This window comes from Afifella marina DSM 2698, assembly GCF_900102695.1.
GTDB lineage: Bacteria > Pseudomonadota > Alphaproteobacteria > Rhizobiales > Afifellaceae > Afifella > Afifella marina.
Genome location: NZ_FMVW01000002.1, coordinates 403,144 through 420,258, shown reverse-complemented (window position 1 = coordinate 420,258; position 17,115 = coordinate 403,144). Strand labels below are relative to the sequence as shown.

Below are 17,115 nucleotides of genomic sequence, written 5' to 3'. Positions count from 1 at the left end.
ATATCGTGCGCGCCTCTATTGCTCGTCCGAATCGCCGTCAGAATCCTGTGTCGGTTCCGGCAGCTTCGGTTCGTCCTTGCGCCGGCGACGCGGTCTGCGGTTGCGATTTTGCGAACGCGACCCCTTCGCGCCCTGCCCGCTCGTGCGACGGCTCGCTGGGGTCTTGTCGGACGCCTTCGCGCTTGCCCCCTCCCCGGCCGGTTTCTCCCCAGACGGCTTGTTCTTAGCCGCTTCATCCTCATCCGGCTGATCGACGGAAGCGGCGGCTTTGCGCGAATCCTCCGTATCGGGCAGCTGATCCTCGGTGAACTGGTCCGCAAACGGCTCACCCTCGGCAACCTTTCCGCCGGAGAGTGCGGCAGCCTTGAGGGCTGCGGCCTTCGCCTGTCCCTCTTCCGCCGGCAGATCCTGGGTCGGTGCCGTGTAGGGCTCCGAAGCGCTCGCGCCTTGAGCCGGTTCGGATTTTTCGTCCTTCTTTCCGCCGTCCTTTTTCTCGCCGTCCGCAGAAACCGCCGTTTCTTCCAGCGCTTTGCGTCGGGCCTGTTCTTCGATCGCGATAGGCAAGGTGTCGATATGCCCATCCTTGTGGACGCCGAGATAGAGCGTGCGATGCGGGAACGGGATCTCGATATCGCGCTCATCGAAGACCTCTTTCATGATCTCCGTATAGGCGCGGCCGACCGCCCATTGGCTGCCCGGCAGCGTCTTGATGCGCCCGCGCACCATGACCGCCGAATCGGCCAGTGCGGTCACCCCGTGCATCTCGAAATCGTCGATGATATCGGTGCCGTATTCGCTCGCCTTGAGGCGGTCGAAGGCCTCACGCATCGCCTCCTTCACCTCGCGGATATTCTCGCGGTAGGCGACGCCGACCTCGGCCAGGTGATAGGCGAATTTGCGCATCGAGTTGGAGACGGCATCGACCGACGAGAACGGCACGATGTGATAGACGCCCGCCAGATCGCGAATGCCCACAGAGCGCACCGTCAGCTTCTCCACCACGCCGGAGATACCGGCGACCGTGACGACATCCCCCTCGTTGATCGCGTTTTCAAACTGGATGAAGGCGCCTGTGATGACGTCCTGAACGAGCTTCTGGGAGCCGAAACCGACGGCAAGACCAAGGACACCGGCACCGGCGAGAAGCGGCCCGATATTCACACCGAGCTGCGACAAAGCGAGCATACCCGCGATCACGAAGAGCGTGATGGAAAGCCCGTTGCGCATGAGGGAGAGGATCGTGCGCGCACGCGCGCTCGGCATCGCTCCCTGCTTGCCGTAGTTGAGCCTGTGCTCGATCCAGGACGAGATGCCGATCCACAGAAGATAGGTGACGACGACGATGATGAGGGCGCTGATAATCCGCGCGACGAGATCGGCGCCTCGCTCGGTCGACATCCACCCGGAAATGTCGAGCACCTGCCAGGCGTCGATGATGGCCAGGATCACGGCGACGATCACGAGCGTGCGCACGATCTTCAGAATCGCCGGGATGAGCGTATTCATCCGCCGTTCCAGAACTGGAACTTCCCGCGCCATCCATTGCGGCAGACGCACGCCGCGCTGCAGCGCGAGCTTCACCAGCGCCACGAGCGCCACGCCGATCCCGATCGCCACCGCCGTGCGCACGGAGGCGCCGACCACGAACGAGACGAGGAGGTAAGGCCGGGTGATGCCGATGGAGAGGACGGCAAGCACGTAGAGCGTGCCGATCCAGGGCCAGAGCTGCACGAACATGGTCACGACCTGGCCGCCCATGCCCTGGGTATCCGGGTCACGCCGCTCCCTGATACGCGCGGCCAGCGTTCGCATCGACGTGAGCGCCACGAAGGCCGCCACCAGCATGACGGTCACGCGCAGCCCGCGCCCGGCGACGAAGGAGAGGCTGGTGTTGACGACGGGCACCAGAAAGGCGATGCCGGTGATCAAGAGCGCCGCCACCACCATCAGCCGGGCATAGGCGTAATCGGTGATGCCTTCCCGGTAGGGGATGAGAGAGGTCGTCTCCGGCGTCGAAGCGACGATCGCTCGCAAAAAGACCCGCACGCCGCCGACGATGAGGAAGGCGTTGAGATAAAGCGACTGCTCGATCTGCATCTGTCCGCCATCGCCGAAGACGCCGACCGCAAGCCCGCTGCCGACGGCATAGGCGATCGCCAGAGCCAGGATGTCGGCGAGCGTTTCGACGACGAAAGCAATGCTCCTGACGACCGCGTGCGGCCCGGATATGCGCCGCGTCACGAGATGCGTGAGCTTTTGAAAGAGATAACTGAAGACGACGAGGCCCACTCCGGTGACCGCGATCGTTCCGAAGAGCCGCAAAATGGCGACCTGCAGGGCGCCCCAATCGAGATCACCCGCCTGCTTGGCGAGCGCGCCAAGACCTTTCAGGTCGCGGAAGAGACGCTCGACCACGCCGTAGCTCGCCTCGGCCGCGCCCTTGGTGGCATCGGCGAGCTGCCGGGCAAGCGACTGGTCTTCCTCTTCCTGCGGCGCCGCGGCCTCCGCCGCCTGCGACTGCGGATTTGCAAGTTGCTCGAGCTGGTCGATGAGCGCCTGACGCGCTTTCTCGTCCTTCAAAATGTCGGCGAGCAACTTGGCGCGGAGCGCGCTGTCACCGCTCGTATCGCCCTCTCCCTCATTCGCCGTATCCGAAGAGCCCGACGTGTCGGAGGTGCCGGGCATGGTCGGCATCGGCAGGGATTGCGCGCCGGCACCGCTCGGCGCCAGACCCGCAAGTGTGAAAAGCACGAGCAGAACGGCGGAAAGGCGCAAAAGACGCGCAGGAAAGAGATCGGTCAAAAGCATCGGTGTCCGGTCGGAAAGAGCATCAGCGGGTGGCGGAACGCCGCCTCATGGGCGTCGGATGGGACTAGAATGAGGCAACCCGACGCAAGGGCAAGAGCATGAACGCAAGAGATCGTGCGCTTTTTCCGGCATTCATCAGGGCATGGTCCCCACAGGCTTGCACGGAAACGAAAAATCCCTATAACGCAGCGATGCGACCGGCTTCGGCCGGGGGCTGAATGGGGACGGCTACCCAAGAGGTGGCCGAGACCGGCAAGACCGGTCGGTTCCCGGTGTCTCCGCTCCTGAAGACGCACTCTTGAGCCTTTCTCCGGTTTTCGAAAGATCCGGCTGAGGCTTCGGTGAGGCTCCGCGCCAGGCAGGTTGCTGAATGGAAAGGCCAGTTATGTCACTTTATGAGCACGTATTCCTGGTCCGACAGGATGTGTCGGGCCAGCGGGTCGATGAGCTCGTCGAACACTATAAGGGTGTCGTCGAGCAGGGTGGTGGCTCTGTCGGTAAGACCGAGAACTGGGGCATGAAGTCCCTCACCTACCGCATCGAAAAGAACCGCAAGGCGTATTTCGCACTGATGAACATCGATGCCCCCTCCCCGGTGGTGGCGGAGATGGAGCGTCAGATGCGCTACAATGAAGACATCATCCGCTTCATGACGATCCGCGTCGACGAGCACGAGGAAGAGCCCTCCGTGCAGATGCAGAAGCGTGAGCGCGATGAGCGTCGCCGTCGCGAACGCGAACGCCGCCGCGAGGATGGAGAATAAGCACATGGTCGATATCGCACAGCTGCCGACCCGTCGGCCCTTTCACCGTCGTCGCAAGTCCTGCCCGTTCTCCGGAGAGGATGCACCGCGGATCGACTACAAGGACGTCAAGCTTCTGGAGCGTTACGTCTCCGAGCGTGGCAAGATCGTTCCTTCGCGCATCACGGCGGTTTCCGCCAAGAAGCAGCGTGAGCTCGCCAAGGCGATCAAGCGCGCCCGCTTCCTGGGCCTACTGCCTTACGTCCTGAAGTAAGATCCAACCCGTTGGGGCGTCGGCCTGTCTGACGCCTCTAACCGCCGGCCAAGGCCAGGCGGGACAGCAAGGAGATAGAAATGAAAGTCATTCTTCTGGAGCGCGTTGCCAAGCTCGGCCAGATGGGCGACGAAGTGCGCGTGCGTGACGGTTACGCCCGCAACTTCCTCCTGCCCAAAGGCAAGGCTCTGCGCGCCACCGAGGCCAACAAGGCCCGTTTCGAGCGTGAGAAGACGCAGCTCGAAGCGCGCAACCTGGAAGCCAAGAAGGAAGCCGATGCGGTGGCCGAAAAGCTCGCCGGCAAGACCTTCAGCGTCATCCGCTCCGCCGGCGAAACGGGCCAGCTTTACGGCTCCGTCTCGACCCGCGACATCGCCGAGATTCTGGGCGAAGAAGGCTTCACGGTCGTGCGCAGCCAGGTCTGGCTCGATCGTCCGATCAAGACGCTCGGTCTGCATCCGATTCTGATTTCGCTGCATCCTGAGGTCGAGGCTCCGATCACGCTCAACGTCGCGCGCAACGCCGATGAGGCCGAGCGTCAGGAACGTGGCGAGAACCTCTCCGGTCGCGATCGCTTCGATGACGAAGAGGCCGATGATGCGGAAGCCGCGGCTCTCGAAGAGGTCTTCGAGAATCCCGAGGATCTGCAGCTCGAGCCGACCGAGGTCGACGCGGAGGACGAGGAGCGCGAATAATCGCCTTCTCCTGAGGATTATCGAAAGGGGCGCTTGCGGGCGCCCCTTTTTTGTTGCTCTTTTGTTCGGTATGAGTCGACGCTGCGGCAACGAGATCGCGGTCAAGCCCGGAATGGTGTTTTGTCGTTCCCCACAAGGAACAACTAGGAAAAGACTCATACCCTGCACCGTCTCGCCCCGACGTCCTGCAGGCTTGCTAGTAAGGGGCGATTAACCAACGACGGTCCCATGACAGCCGCAGCCCGTTTACGCGAAGCCGAGCCCATTTCGCCTCGCCAGGTGCCTCATAATATCGAAGTCGAGCAGGCGCTTCTCGGCGCCATTCTGATCAACAACGACGCGCTCGACCGGGTCTCCGATTTCCTCGAACCCGTTCATTTCTACGATCCCCTGCACCAGCGCATCTACGAAGTCGCGCGCCAGCTGATCCGTGTCGGCAAGATCGCCGATCCGCGGACGCTCAAGAGCTTCCTCAACGAGGAACAGCGCGTCGGCGAGATCACCATCGCGGAATATCTCTCCCGCCTCGCCTATGAGGCGGCGACGATCATCAACGCCCAGGATTACGGCCGCACGATCTACGATCTGGCGCTGCGCCGCTCGCTGATCACCATCGGCGAGGACATGGTGAACGTCGCCTATGACGCGCCGGTCGACATGACGCCTCGCCACCAGATCGAGGAAGCCGAGAGATCGCTCTTCGAACTCGCCGAAAAGGGCCGTGGCGCAACCGGCTTCCAGGGTTTCGGCGACGCGCTGAAGACCGCCATCGATATGGCGGCCGCCGCCTACGAGCGAAACGGCCACCTGTCGGGCATCGCCACGGGCCTCGACGACATGGACCGCCTCATGGGCGGTCTGCAATCTTCGGATTTGATCATCCTCGCCGGTCGCCCGGGCATGGGCAAAACGGCGCTCGCCACCAACATCGCCTACAATGTTGCGCGCGCCTGGCGCGGCGAACAGCAGGGCGACGGCACGATGAAGACCATCGACGGCGGCATCGTCGGCTTCTTCTCGCTGGAAATGTCGTCCGAACAGCTCGCGACCCGCATCATCGCCGAACAGGCCGCCGTCCCCTCATCGAAGATCCGGCGCGGCGACATCCACGAGGAAGAATTCGACAAGATCGTCGTGGCGGCCCAGGAAATGCAGAAAATGCCGCTCTACATCGACCAGACCGGCGGCATCTCCATCGGCCAGCTCATGGCGCGCGCGCGTCGTCTGAAACGCCAGCGCGGCCTCGATTTTCTGGTCATCGACTATCTGCAGCTCATCCAGGGTTCTTCGAAACGCTCCTCCGACAGCCGTGTGCAGGAGATCACCGAGATCACCACCAACCTGAAGGCCCTCGCCAAGGAGCTGAACGTGCCGGTGCTCGCCCTCTCCCAGCTCTCGCGTCAGGTCGAGGCGCGCGACGACAAGCGCCCGCAGCTCTCGGATCTGCGCGAATCGGGTTCCATCGAGCAGGACGCCGACGTCGTCATCTTCGTCTTCCGCGAGGAATATTATCTGAAGAACAAGAAGCCGAAGGAAGGCACCGAGGAGTTCTTCAAGTGGCAGGCGGAGATGGAGGGTGTCGCAGGCCGCGCCGAAGTCATCGTCGGCAAGCAGCGTCACGGCCCGACCGGCACGATCGATCTCGCCTTCGAGGCCGACGTGACGCGCTTCTCGTCCCTGGCCCACGAAGAGCGGCTTCCGGTACGTTACGATTGAGCCTTGATGATTCCCGTGTGCGCGAGGTTGGAGACGTGAGCCAAGAGGCGGCCGCCGGTCTTTGCCTGACCATTGATTTGAACGCCCTCGTCGGCAATTGGCGTCGGCTGAAGGACCTTGTCGCGCCGGCCGAATGCGCCGGCGTCGTCAAGGCGGACGCTTATGGCACCGGCATTGCGATGACCGGGCCGGCCCTGTTTGCGGCGGGTTGCCGGACGTTTTTCGTCGCGGTCCCGGAAGAAGGTGCCGCCCTGCGCGCCGCTTTGGCAAACCACGATCCCGCCGGGAGTGCCGCGATCTATGTGCTCGCCGGCTTTTTCGCGGACGCGGCCGAGCTCTACCGCGAGGCACGTCTTTCTCCGGTCCTCGGCCATTTCGGCGAGCTTCAGAGCTGGCGCAAATGGCCGGGCCGTGACAAGGCCGCGCTTCACGTCGATACCGGCATGAACCGTCTCGGTCTGACGCTTGCGGACACCGAGGCGCTTGCAGAAGCTGGAGGCCCGGGCCCCGGCATCGATCTGATGATCAGCCATCTCGCCTGCGCCGACGAACCGGAAAAGCCCTTGAACGAGAGGCAGCGCGAGCGCTTTGCGCATGCCAAAGCGCTGCTCGGGCTGCCGCGGGCTTCGCTCGCCAATTCGGCCGGCATCCATATGGGCCGCGCCTATCGCCACGAACTCTGCCGCCCGGGCATCGCCCTTTACGGCGGTGCCTCGCATCCGGAGGCGATCTCCGACCCGGTGGTCACCGCGGAAGCGCGCATCCTGCAGGTGCGCACCGGCCATCCCGGCGAGACGGTGGGCTACGGCGCGCTGGAAACTCTGCGGCGCACGACCCGCATCGCGATCCTCTCCGCCGGTTACGCCGATGGCTATCTGCGCGCCGCCGGCTCCTCGGACATGGCGTCGGGCGCCCTCGTTTCCATCGGCGGGCATCTTGCGCCCTTGCTCGGGCGTATCTCGATGGATCTCATTTCGGTCGACGTGACCGACATTCCGGAAGGTCTTGCGCTCCCCGGCAAGACGGCCGAGCTTTTTGGCCCGAACGTCGATATCGACGCCGTCGCCCGCCATGCTGGCACCATTTCCTACGAACTTCTGACCAATCTCTCCCGCCGTGCCCATCGCCGCTATATCGGCGGCGTCGAAAGCGGCGGCCCCTCCTGATGGCGCGCCCGAAGACGCAATATGTCTGCGTGAATTGCGGGGCCGTCTGGCCGCGCTGGCAGGGGCGTTGCGACGCCTGCGGAGAATGGAACACGCTGCAGGAGGAAGGCCCGGCCGCCCCCGCCTCGACGGCCGCCGGGCGCGGCAACGTCGTCATGCTTCGTCCCCTCTCGGGCAAGACGGAAAGCCCGCCGCGCCTGACGAGCGGCATCGCCGAACTCGACCGCGTCACAGGCGGCGGCTTCGTGCCGGCCTCCGCCCTTCTCGTCGGCGGCGATCCGGGCATCGGCAAATCCACCCTTCTCCTCCAGGCCGCGGCCTCGCTCGCCCGCGATGGCCGCCACGTCATCTATGTCTCCGGCGAAGAGGCGATCGATCAGGTCCGTTTGCGTGCCGAGCGCCTCGGCGTCGTCGATGCGCCCGTGCAGCTCGCTGCCGAAACCCATATCGAGGACATTCTCGCAACGCTGAAGACCGGGCCCAAGGTCGATGTCGTCATCGTCGATTCCATCCAGACGATGTGGACCGATCTCGCCGAAAGTGCGCCTGGCACGGTCACGCAGGTGCGTCTTGCCTCGCAAAACCTCATCCGCCTCGCCAAATCGACCGGCGCCGTCGTGATCCTCGTCGGTCACGTCACCAAGGACGGCCAGATCGCCGGGCCGCGCGTCGTCGAGCACATGGTCGACGCGGTGCTTTATTTCGAAGGCGATGCCGGCCACCGTTTCCGCCTTCTGCGGGCGGTCAAGAATCGTTTCGGCCCGGCCTCCGAAATCGGCGTCTTCGAGATGGCGGGCGATGGCCTGCGCGAGGTCGCCAATCCGTCCGATCTCTTCATCGGCGAACGCGATGCGATAAGCCCGGGCACGGCGATCTTCGCCGGCATGGAAGGCACGCGGCCGCTTCTCGTCGAGGTGCAGGCGCTCGTCTCCCAATCGAGCCTCGCCACGCCACGGCGCGCCGTCGTCGGCTGGGACCCCAACCGCCTCGCCATGCTTCTCGCGGTTCTTGAAGCGCGCTGCGGCCTTCGTTTCGGCCAGTTCGACGTCTATCTCAACGTCGCCGGCGGACTTCGCATAGCCGAGCCGGCCGCCGATCTGGCGATTGCGGCGGCGCTCATCTCCTCGCGCACCGGGGTTGCGACGCCGCCCGACAGTATCTATTTCGGCGAGGTCAGCCTTTCAGGCACCATCCGTGCCGTCGCACAAAGCCAACAGCGGCTGAAGGAAGCGGAAAAACTTGGCTTTCGGAAAGCATTTCTGCCCGAAGCGGGCAGCGAGGACACAGTGACCGGGCTGGCTCTGGACAAGATCGCGACCTTGGCCGATATGGTGGCCGCCTTTGCGGCACGTGCCCAGGAACAAAGCGGCCGGGACCGCAACCATCAGTGAGCTCGGCGATGCCACGACGCGCCGTCATCTATCGCGGACGAGGGAACCACCTGCAATGCCGATAACGCTACTCGACGGCGTTCTCCTGCTGATCATGTTCATTTCTGCGGTTCTTGCCATGATCCGCGGCTTCACCCGTGAGGTCTTCTCCATCGCCTCTTGGGTGGTGGCAGCGATCGTCACCTATATGTTCTGGCAGGATGTCCTGCCCTACACCCAGCAATATGTGGATGACCGCACGGTGGCGCTCGGGCTGACGGTGGCCGGCATCTTCTTCATCACCTTGATCGTCGTCTCGCTGGTGACGATGCGCATCTCCGACTTCATCCTCGATTCCAAGGCCGGTCCTCTCGACCGCACCTTCGGCTTCGTTTTCGGAGCGGCGCGCGGCCTCCTCCTCGTCGTCATCGCGGTGCTTTTCCTCAACTTCTTCATCTCGCCCGAACATCAGCCGACCTGGATCGCCGACGCGCGCTCCAAACCCTGGCTCGATTCCATGGGCCAGGATCTGATGAACGCACTGCCGGAGGATCCGGAAGCGGAGATCATCGAACGCTTCCGTCAGGAAGACGCCGAGCGCCGTGCCCAGCCCGCGGGCAGCAGCAGCGACGCCACCGGTCCGGCCGGCACCTACGATGCCGACGATCAGAACGCCCTCAACCGCCAGCTCTCGCAATAGGCCATGCAGATCCTTCCCGCCCATCCCTTCCAGGCCGCCGGCGACGACAAGTTCCACGAGGAATGCGGCGTCTTCGGCATTTTCGGTCATCCCGAGGCTGCAGCGCTGACGGCGCTCGGCCTGCATGCGCTCCAGCATCGCGGCCAGGAGGCGGCGGGCATCATCTCCTATGACGGGCGCCAGTTCCATGTGGAGCGCCACATCGGCCATGTCGGCGACAACTTCACCGCGCCGGAGGTGATCGCACGCCTGCACGGCGACAAGGCGATCGGCCACAACCGCTATTCCACGACCGGTGCCCCGGTTCTGCGCAACGTCCAGCCGATGTTTGCGGAATTCGCCGGCGGCGGTTTCGCGGTCGCGCACAACGGCAACATCACCAATGCCCGCACCTTGCAGCGCGACCTGCAAAACCGCGGCTCCATTTTCCAGTCGACCTCCGACACCGAAACGATCATCCATCTGATCGCCACGAGTCAGAAGGCCCCCCTGATCGACCGCCTCATCGATGCGCTCACCCAGGTCGAGGGCGCCTATTCGCTGGTCGCCCTGTCGGAAAAGAAGATGATCGGCTGCCGCGACCCGCTCGGCGTGCGTCCCCTCGTCCTCGGCGATCTCGATGGCGCCCATGTGCTCGCCTCGGAGACCTGCGCGCTCGACATCATCGGCGCGCGGTTCGTGCGTGAGATCGAGCCGGGCGAGATGATCGTCATCACCGACCATTCGATCGATTCTCTGCGGCCGTTTAAGCGGGAGCGTCCGCGCTTCTGCATTTTCGAGCACGTCTATTTCGCCAGACCCGATTCCGTCATCGCCGGCGCGTCGATTTACGAATCGCGCAAGAAGATCGGCATGGAGCTCGCGCGCGAGGCCCCGGCCGAAGCCGATCTCATCGTCCCGGTGCCGGATTCCGGCAATCCGGCCGCCATCGGCTTCGCCAAAGAGAGCGGCATCCCCTTCGAGCTCGGCATCATCCGCAACCATTATGTCGGCCGCACTTTCATCGAGCCCTCCGACTCGATCCGGCATATGGGCGTGAAGCTGAAGCACAACGCCAATTCGGCGATCCTCAAGGGCAAGCGCGTGGTGCTCGTCGACGATTCCATCGTCCGCGGCACGACCTCGCTCAAGATCGTGGAAATGGTGCGCGATGCCGGCGCCGCCGAAGTGCATATGCGCATCGCGAGCCCGCCCACGACCAATCCCTGCTTCTACGGTGTCGATACGCCGGAAAAGGCAAAGCTCCTCGCCTCGCGCATGTCGATCGAGGAGATGGCCGATTTCATCCGCGTCGACAGCCTCGCCTTCCTGACGATCGACGGGCTTTACCGCGCCGTCGGCGAAGAGGTCCGCAATGCGGCACAGCCGCAATATTGCGACGCCTGCTTCACGGGCGAGTATCCGACGCGCCTCACCGACCGCGAATCGGTCGGCACCGTCCGCCAGCTCAACCTGTTGTCTGAAGCCGGATAATCATGACCGAAAAAAAACCGCTCGCCGGCCGTATCGCCGTCGTCACCGGCGCGACGCGCGGCATCGGCTATTTCGCTGCAAAAGCCATGGCCGAAGCCGGCGCGCATATCGTCGCCGTCGCCCGCACGCAAGGCGCGCTTGAAGAACTGGACGACGAGATCCGTGCCGCCGGCGGGGCTTGCACGCTGGTGCCGCTCGACCTGACCGACGGGCCGGGCATCGACCGTCTCGGCGGCGCCATCAACGAGCGCTGGGGACGCCTCGACATTCTCCTCGCCAATGCCGGCATCCTCGGCACCCTGTCGCCCCTCGGTCACGTGCAGGCGAAGGACTGGGACAAGGTGATGGCGATCAACGTCACCGCCAATTGGCGCCTCATCCGCTCGCTCGATCCGCTTCTGAAGCGCTCCGAATCCGGACGGGCGATCTTCATCTCGTCCGGCGTAGCGCACAGCCTGAAGCCGTTCTGGGGCCCCTACGCGGTCTCCAAGGCAGCGCTTGAGGCACTGGCGCGCACCTATGCGCACGAGACGCAGAAATCCCCGATCAAGGTGGTGATGGTCGATCCGGGCGCCATGCGCACGGCGATGCGGGCGCAAGCGATGCCGGGTGAAGATCCCGAGACGCTGCCGCATCCCTCCGAGATCGCACCGGACCTCGTGAAGCTCGCAGCGCCCGATTTCGAGCAGAGCGATGTCCTCTTCGACTTCCGCTCCAAGGCGTTTCAGAACTTCCACGCCCCGGCCTGACATCAAAAACCGAGCTTGAGAAGCGGCCGGTTGGCACTCAGCCTTTCCGGCCCCTTCCCTCATAGGGATTCTTGGCGCCGCGCGTCATCAGCCGGATCGGCACGCCCTTGAGGTCGAAATCCTCCCGCAGCCCGTTGACGACGTAGCGCTTATACGCCTCGGGCAGCGCCTCGGGCCGCGAACAGGCGAGAAAGAACGTCGGCGGCCGGGTCTTCGACTGCGTCAGATATTTGATCTTCAGACGCCTGCCAGCGACGGCAGGAGGCGGATGGCGTGCGATCAGATGATCGAGCCAGCGATTGAGCGCGGCCGTCGCCACGCGCCGGTTCCACGTCTCGTAGATCCGGCTGACACCTTCCAGAAGCTGATCGATGCCGGAACCCGTAAGCGCCGAGATCGGGATGAGCGGCACGCCGCGCACCTGTACGAGCGTCTCGCTGAGATCGGCCTGCAATTCGCGGCGCAGCCCGTCTGGATCACGCACCTCGTCCCATTTGTTGAGGGCGAGAACCAGGGCGCGTCCTTCACGTGCCACGAGATCGGCGATCTGCAGATCCTGCTTTTCGAACGGCATCGTCGCGTCGATCACGATGATCACGACCTCCGCAAAGCGGATCGCCCGCAGCGCATCGCCGACGGAGAGCTTTTCGAGCTTGTCGATCACCTTCGCCTTGCGGCGCATGCCCGCCGTATCGATGAGCCGGAACGGCCGCCCGCGCCAGGTCCAGTCGACGGCGATCGAATCGCGCGTGATCCCGGCTTCGGGCCCGGTCAGAAGCCTCTCTTCGCCGATCATTCGATTGATCAGCGTCGACTTGCCGGCATTCGGCTGTCCGACGATCGCAACGCGGATGGGTTTGAGCGTGCGGGTTTCCTCGCCCGTGCCCTCGGCTGCCTCGTCCTCGTCGTCCTCGTCCGTCTCTTCCTTGGGAAGATAAAGCGCGGCCTTCTCACCGAGCGTCGCAACGACGGCCTCATAAAGGTCCGGAAGCCCGACGCCATGCTCGGCAGAGACCGCGACAGCCTCGCCAAAGCCGAGCGAATAGGCTTCGAGAAGCCCCGATTCCGCCGCGCGCCCCTCTGCCTTGTTGGCGACGAGAACGACCGGCTTGCCGCCCTGGCGGATCAGTCGGGCGAAATGCTCGTCGTCGGGCGTGATGCCGACGCGCGCATCGACCATGAAGACGGAGATGTCGGCATCGGCGATCGCCCGCTCCGTTTGCGCACGCATGCGCCCCTGGAGCGTCTCGTCGGCGGCATCTTCGAGGCCCGCCGTATCGATCAGGATGAAGTCGAGATCGCCGAGCTTGGCCGGAGCCTCGCGGCGATCGCGCGTGACGCCGGGCCGATCGTCGACGAGCGCGATCTTTTGCCCGACGAGGCGGTTGAAGAGCGTCGATTTACCGACGTTCGGGCGCCCGACGAGGGCGACGGTCAAAGACATCGCAGAAGCGCCCCGTCTCTCTTATTGCAGCGCCGACAGGGATCCGTCGCTGGTCACGATATAGAGCCTGCCGCCGGCGGCGATCGGGCGCTGGAGACCCTTCGCCGGAATGGAGCGCTCGCCGACGATGTTGCCGCTCGACGGATCGACCGCGATCAGCTTCTCGTCGTTCGAAACCGCCCAAAGCGTCCCGCCTGCGAGCATCGGCCCGACCCAGGTGGAGAAGAAACGCTTCTTGCGCACCACCGGAAGGTCGGTTTGCCAGAAGATTTTGCCGGTGCGGCGGTCAAGTGCCACCATACGGTCCTGCAAATCGATCAGAAAGAGCGCGTTGCCGGAAACGACCGGCGTTGACGAGCCGCCGAGATTTTGTTCCCAGAGCCGTTCGCCATTGGAGAGCCTGACGGCGATCGTCCGCCCGGAAACGCCGGTGGCGTAGACGACACCGTCGGAAACGACAGGGCTCGCGGCAACATCGGTGAGGCCGGAAACGGCGAGCGTGCGCGTCGAGCGAATGACCGCATCGGCCCATTTGAGATCGCCCTTATTGGCATCGAAGGCGATCACCTCGCCCGACGAATAAGGCACGACGACCGTGTTGCCGACGACGGCCGGGCTCGCGCCCGAAAGCACGCCGGCATTTTCCGGGATACCCGGATAGCTCCAGGCTTCCGAGCCGTCGGCCAGATTGACGGCATGAAGAACGTTGGTGGAGGTGACCACATAGGCCTTGCCACCAGCCGCTGTCGGGGCCGAGCGCGCAGGAGCTTTGAGATCATAAGACCAGGCGCGCCCGCCAGTCGCGGGATCGAGAGCCACCATTTCGCCATAGCCCGTCGCGGCAATCACCATGCCATTGGAATAGGCGATACCGCCGCCCGGTGAACGGCTCTTTTCCTTCTCGGGCGCAAGCGAGACGGACCAGGCTTTGCCGCCGCCGGTCGAAAGGGCCGTCACGGTGCCCGCCGCGTCGTAGACGTAGATGTTTCCGCCGACGATGAGCGGCGCGGCCGAGGCGCGCGCCGCGCGCCTGCCGCTGCCGAAGACCCGGGCACGGAAGACCGTCTGTGAGGCGTTGCCCGAAAGAGCGACATTGCCGGGCGCGTTCGCGGCGTTGCCGCCGGGCTGCGTCCAATCCTGCATCGCGCTCGCCCCGCCGACTGCGGCTGAACCGGAGGCCCGGTCGGCATCGTCGACGCCGGCGATCGCCCGGCGTTCGCCCGGCAGAATCTCATCCTTGCTGCTGAAGGGGTTCGTGAAGCTGCCGCAGCCTGCAAGCAGAGCCGCCGTCAAAGCGATGCCCGCAAGTCGGACCGCGAATTTCGTCTGCGTGGTCATGATTCCCGCCCGCTTTCTCGCTCGCTCAAAACGGCTCTATTGCGTCGATTGTGTGTCGGATGCGCCGCTGTTCGCGTCGGCAGACCCGTTTTCGCTACTTTCCGCACCCTCTTCCGCAGATGCAGGCCCGGATGTGTCTCCAGATGCATCCCCAGCTCCTGGGGCCGCCGCCTCGGGCGCTTCGTCGCCGGATGCCGCGTCTGCGGAGGACGAGGGCGCAAGCTGCCCGTCGATCACGCTGATCATCAGGCCGGCGCGATTGCGCACGCCCTGCGGCGCCTGCACATCCTGGTCGATCGCCACGAAGTAATCGCGGGCCTTTTCGAGCGCGTCACGCTGATAGGCGACCATGCCGAGGATTTCCCGCGCCGTATGGCGCCAGGCGTTGCCGGCTTCGTCGAGAGACGAGACGCGGCTTTCCGCGCCGTCGAGGTCGCCCGCATCGAGGGCGAGAAGCCCGGCCCGCACCCGCGCCAGATCGCGCATCACCGGAGCGACGCTGCCGTCGTTCGCCACCTCGTCGTAGGCTGCGATCGCGGCCGGCTCGTCGGTCTTGGCCAGAATCTCGGCGTTGCGCAGACGGGCGAGCATGCCGTAGCCCCCGCCGTCCTTCGCCAGGGCCGCAAGCGTCTCGCGCCCCTCCGCCTCATTGCCGGCGTCGATGGCTTCGAGCGCCGTCAGATACCGGTCGCCTTCCTCGGCTGCCTGCTTCGACTGCCACCACACATAGCCGCGATAGCCTGCGGTGATGGCGACGATCAAAATGCAAACGCCAATGATGACGAGACCAAAGCGCTCCCAAAGCGTCTTCAGCTGCTCGCGGCGCAGCTCCTCATCCACTTCGCGGATGAAGTGGTCAGATGTACGGTCGTCGTGGGTCATCTACCTCTTCGGGGAATCGTCCCGGCCTGCCGATTATTGTTCAGTGGATTGACGTTGAGCCTTGAGAAGCGCGCCGGAACCTAGCCACTTTGCGCACACCGCGCAACGGCCCTCCGGGATCGCCCTCAGGCCTCTTTCTTGGTCTCTTGGTAGACGTGCTCCGGCCCCGGGAAGCGCTCTTCGCGCACGGCCTCGGCATAGGCCGTCACCGCTTCCTCGATATGCGCCCGGAGTGAGCCGAACTTCTGCACGAATTTCGGCACCCATTCGTTGAGGCCCAGCATGTCTTCGAGCACGAGCACCTGCCCGTCGCAGGCGGGCGAAGCGCCAATACCGATCGTCACCGCCGGCACCTTTTCGGTGATGCGGCGCGCCACCGGTTCCACGATGCCTTCCATGACGATGGCGAAAGCACCGGCATCGGAGATCGCCATCGCGTCGTCCTCGAGCGCCTTCTGGCCCTCTTCGGAACGCCCTTGCACACGGAAGCCGCCCATCGTGTTGACCGATTGCGGCGTCAGGCCGACATGGCCCATCACCGGCACGCCGCGCTTGGTCATGAAGGCGACCGTCTCGGCCATATGGACGCCGCCTTCGAGCTTCACCGCCCCGGCCCCGGTTTCCTTCAGGATGCGCGCCGCATTGCGAAACGCCTGCTGCGGGCTTTCCTCATAGGAGCCGAAAGGCATGTCGACGACGACCAGTGCCCGCTTCGAGCCGCGCATGACGGCGAGCCCCTGCAAGATCATCATGTCGAGGGTGACGGGAACCGTCGTCTCCAGCCCGTGCATGACGTTGCCGAGCGAATCACCGACGAGGATGAAGTCGACCAAAGGATCGACGATCCCGGCCGTATGAGCGTGATAGGCCGTGAGCGAGACGACCTTCTCGCCGCCTTTGCGGCGCGCGATATCGACCGCCGTCAGACGGCGCGAAACCGTATGTTTGGACAAGCTGCCTCCTCAATCCATCACTGTCTCTTCGAGCGCTCTCTCAGAGCACCGGCATAGCCAGCGCTCATCCAAGCGGCGAGACGCCGAACAGCCATTGATGCAGGAAGAGCAGGAACACAAGCCAAAGCGCAAGCCCGATGCCCATGCGAATGAGCTCCGGCTTCCACGGACCGGCCATGCGCACGACGCCTTCACGCTTATCGCGACGGCGCGAACCGGCGTAATCGACGATCGCCCACACCATGAAAGCGCCGAACAAGAGGATGTCGCCGAGACGCCCGTTGGCGAGGAGATGGGCGAAAGCCCAGACCTTGACGCCAAGCACCATCGGATGCCCGACCGCCGCGCGGATCGGCCCCGAAGAGCCATTGAGCGCCACCAGGGCGAAGGCGAACGCGTTGAGCAGAATGGCGAGGTGCCGCGTCCAGATCGGCGGATACCAGACGTCGATCGGGTTGAGGCGCGTCAGGCCATATCCCCAAACGATGAGAACGAGCCCGACGATAGAGGCGAGCGAGTAGATGCCCTTCCAGACCCCGTCGCCGCGCTCGGCGATGATCCGGTCACGAAGCTCCTCGCCCCAAAGGCGCACAGAATGGGCGCCGAGAAAGAGGATGAGGCCCAGGATAAGAACGAACATGTGACGAGGCTCCCCAACGCCCGATGAGACGGACCGCCGTCATGGCCCGGATGGAACTGTTCGAGAAAGGGCTAGCTTCTTTGGCTGCGACAAACAATGAGGCGGGGTGTCTCCCTGCCGCATGCGCCTCACCAGCGCATCAGAAAACGCCCCCACACGCCAAAA

15 protein-coding genes are annotated in these 17,115 nt (G+C 64.4%); 9 read left to right on the top strand and 6 right to left on the bottom strand.

From position 1 onward, the window contains the following. Positions 1-15: 15 nt before the first annotated feature. Positions 16-2,808: a mechanosensitive ion channel domain-containing protein gene (locus tag BLP76_RS06755; RefSeq protein WP_092810877.1), complete on the bottom strand. Its 2,793-nt coding sequence runs from the start codon at positions 2,806-2,808 to the stop codon at positions 16-18. Between the two features lie 385 nt (positions 2,809-3,193). On the opposite strand from BLP76_RS06755, the gene rpsF reads away from it, so the two are divergent. From rpsF to BLP76_RS06710, 9 genes are all read left to right on the top strand, one after another. Continuing rightward, positions 3,194-3,571, top strand: coding sequence for a 30S ribosomal protein S6 (gene rpsF / locus BLP76_RS06750; protein WP_092810875.1), 378 nt, complete (start codon positions 3,194-3,196; stop codon positions 3,569-3,571). A gap of 4 nt (positions 3,572-3,575) precedes the next feature. Beyond that, positions 3,576-3,824: a 30S ribosomal protein S18 gene (rpsR, locus tag BLP76_RS06745; RefSeq protein WP_026379016.1), complete on the top strand. Its 249-nt coding sequence runs from the start codon at positions 3,576-3,578 to the stop codon at positions 3,822-3,824. Between the two features lie 80 nt (positions 3,825-3,904). Further along, on the top strand, positions 3,905-4,519 hold the full coding sequence (gene rplI, locus BLP76_RS06740) for a 50S ribosomal protein L9 (protein WP_092810873.1): 615 nt from the start codon (positions 3,905-3,907) through the stop codon (positions 4,517-4,519). A 228-nt stretch (positions 4,520-4,747) separates the two neighbouring features. After that, complete coding sequence (locus BLP76_RS06735) at positions 4,748-6,235, top strand: replicative DNA helicase (RefSeq protein ID WP_092810871.1); 1,488 nt, start codon at positions 4,748-4,750, stop codon at positions 6,233-6,235. 35 nt (positions 6,236-6,270) lie between these two features. Then, entirely contained in the window at positions 6,271-7,401 is a 1,131-nt protein-coding gene (gene alr, locus BLP76_RS06730; protein ID WP_092811360.1) for an alanine racemase, read from the top strand. Continuing rightward, positions 7,401-8,792, top strand: a complete 1,392-nt coding sequence (radA, locus tag BLP76_RS06725) for a DNA repair protein RadA (RefSeq protein WP_092810869.1) — start codon at positions 7,401-7,403, stop codon at positions 8,790-8,792. The genes alr and radA overlap by 1 nt, the downstream gene beginning before the upstream one ends. 55 nt (positions 8,793-8,847) lie before the next feature. Continuing rightward, on the top strand, positions 8,848-9,471 hold the full coding sequence (locus tag BLP76_RS06720; RefSeq protein WP_092810867.1) for a CvpA family protein: 624 nt from the start codon (positions 8,848-8,850) through the stop codon (positions 9,469-9,471). 3 nt (positions 9,472-9,474) lie between these two features. Beyond that, entirely contained in the window at positions 9,475-10,944 is a 1,470-nt protein-coding gene (purF, locus tag BLP76_RS06715; RefSeq protein WP_092810865.1) for an amidophosphoribosyltransferase, read from the top strand. A 2-nt stretch (positions 10,945-10,946) separates the two neighbouring features. Continuing rightward, complete coding sequence (locus tag BLP76_RS06710) at positions 10,947-11,693, top strand: SDR family NAD(P)-dependent oxidoreductase (RefSeq protein ID WP_092810863.1); 747 nt, start codon at positions 10,947-10,949, stop codon at positions 11,691-11,693. Positions 11,694-11,730: 37 nt separating this feature from the next. Here BLP76_RS06710 and der read toward each other — a convergent pair whose 3' ends face one another. The 5 genes from der to BLP76_RS06685 all read right to left on the bottom strand — a co-directional run bounded on the left by der (position 11,731) and on the right by BLP76_RS06685 (position 16,950). Further along, positions 11,731-13,137, bottom strand: a complete 1,407-nt coding sequence (gene der / locus BLP76_RS06705) for a ribosome biogenesis GTPase Der (protein WP_092810861.1) — start codon at positions 13,135-13,137, stop codon at positions 11,731-11,733. Between the two features lie 21 nt (positions 13,138-13,158). After that, positions 13,159-14,475, bottom strand: a complete 1,317-nt coding sequence (locus BLP76_RS06700) for a PQQ-binding-like beta-propeller repeat protein (RefSeq protein ID WP_092810859.1) — start codon at positions 14,473-14,475, stop codon at positions 13,159-13,161. A gap of 36 nt (positions 14,476-14,511) precedes the next feature. Beyond that, complete coding sequence (locus tag BLP76_RS06695) at positions 14,512-15,357, bottom strand: tetratricopeptide repeat protein (RefSeq protein WP_092810857.1); 846 nt, start codon at positions 15,355-15,357, stop codon at positions 14,512-14,514. Positions 15,358-15,482: 125 nt separating this feature from the next. Further along, positions 15,483-16,310 carry a 3-methyl-2-oxobutanoate hydroxymethyltransferase gene (panB, locus tag BLP76_RS06690; RefSeq protein WP_092810855.1) on the bottom strand — a complete coding sequence of 276 codons (828 nt, stop codon included), beginning with the start codon at positions 16,308-16,310 and terminating at the stop codon, positions 15,483-15,485. A gap of 64 nt (positions 16,311-16,374) precedes the next feature. After that, entirely contained in the window at positions 16,375-16,950 is a 576-nt protein-coding gene (locus BLP76_RS06685) for an NnrU family protein (protein WP_092810853.1), read from the bottom strand. Positions 16,951-17,115 lie beyond the last annotated feature (165 nt).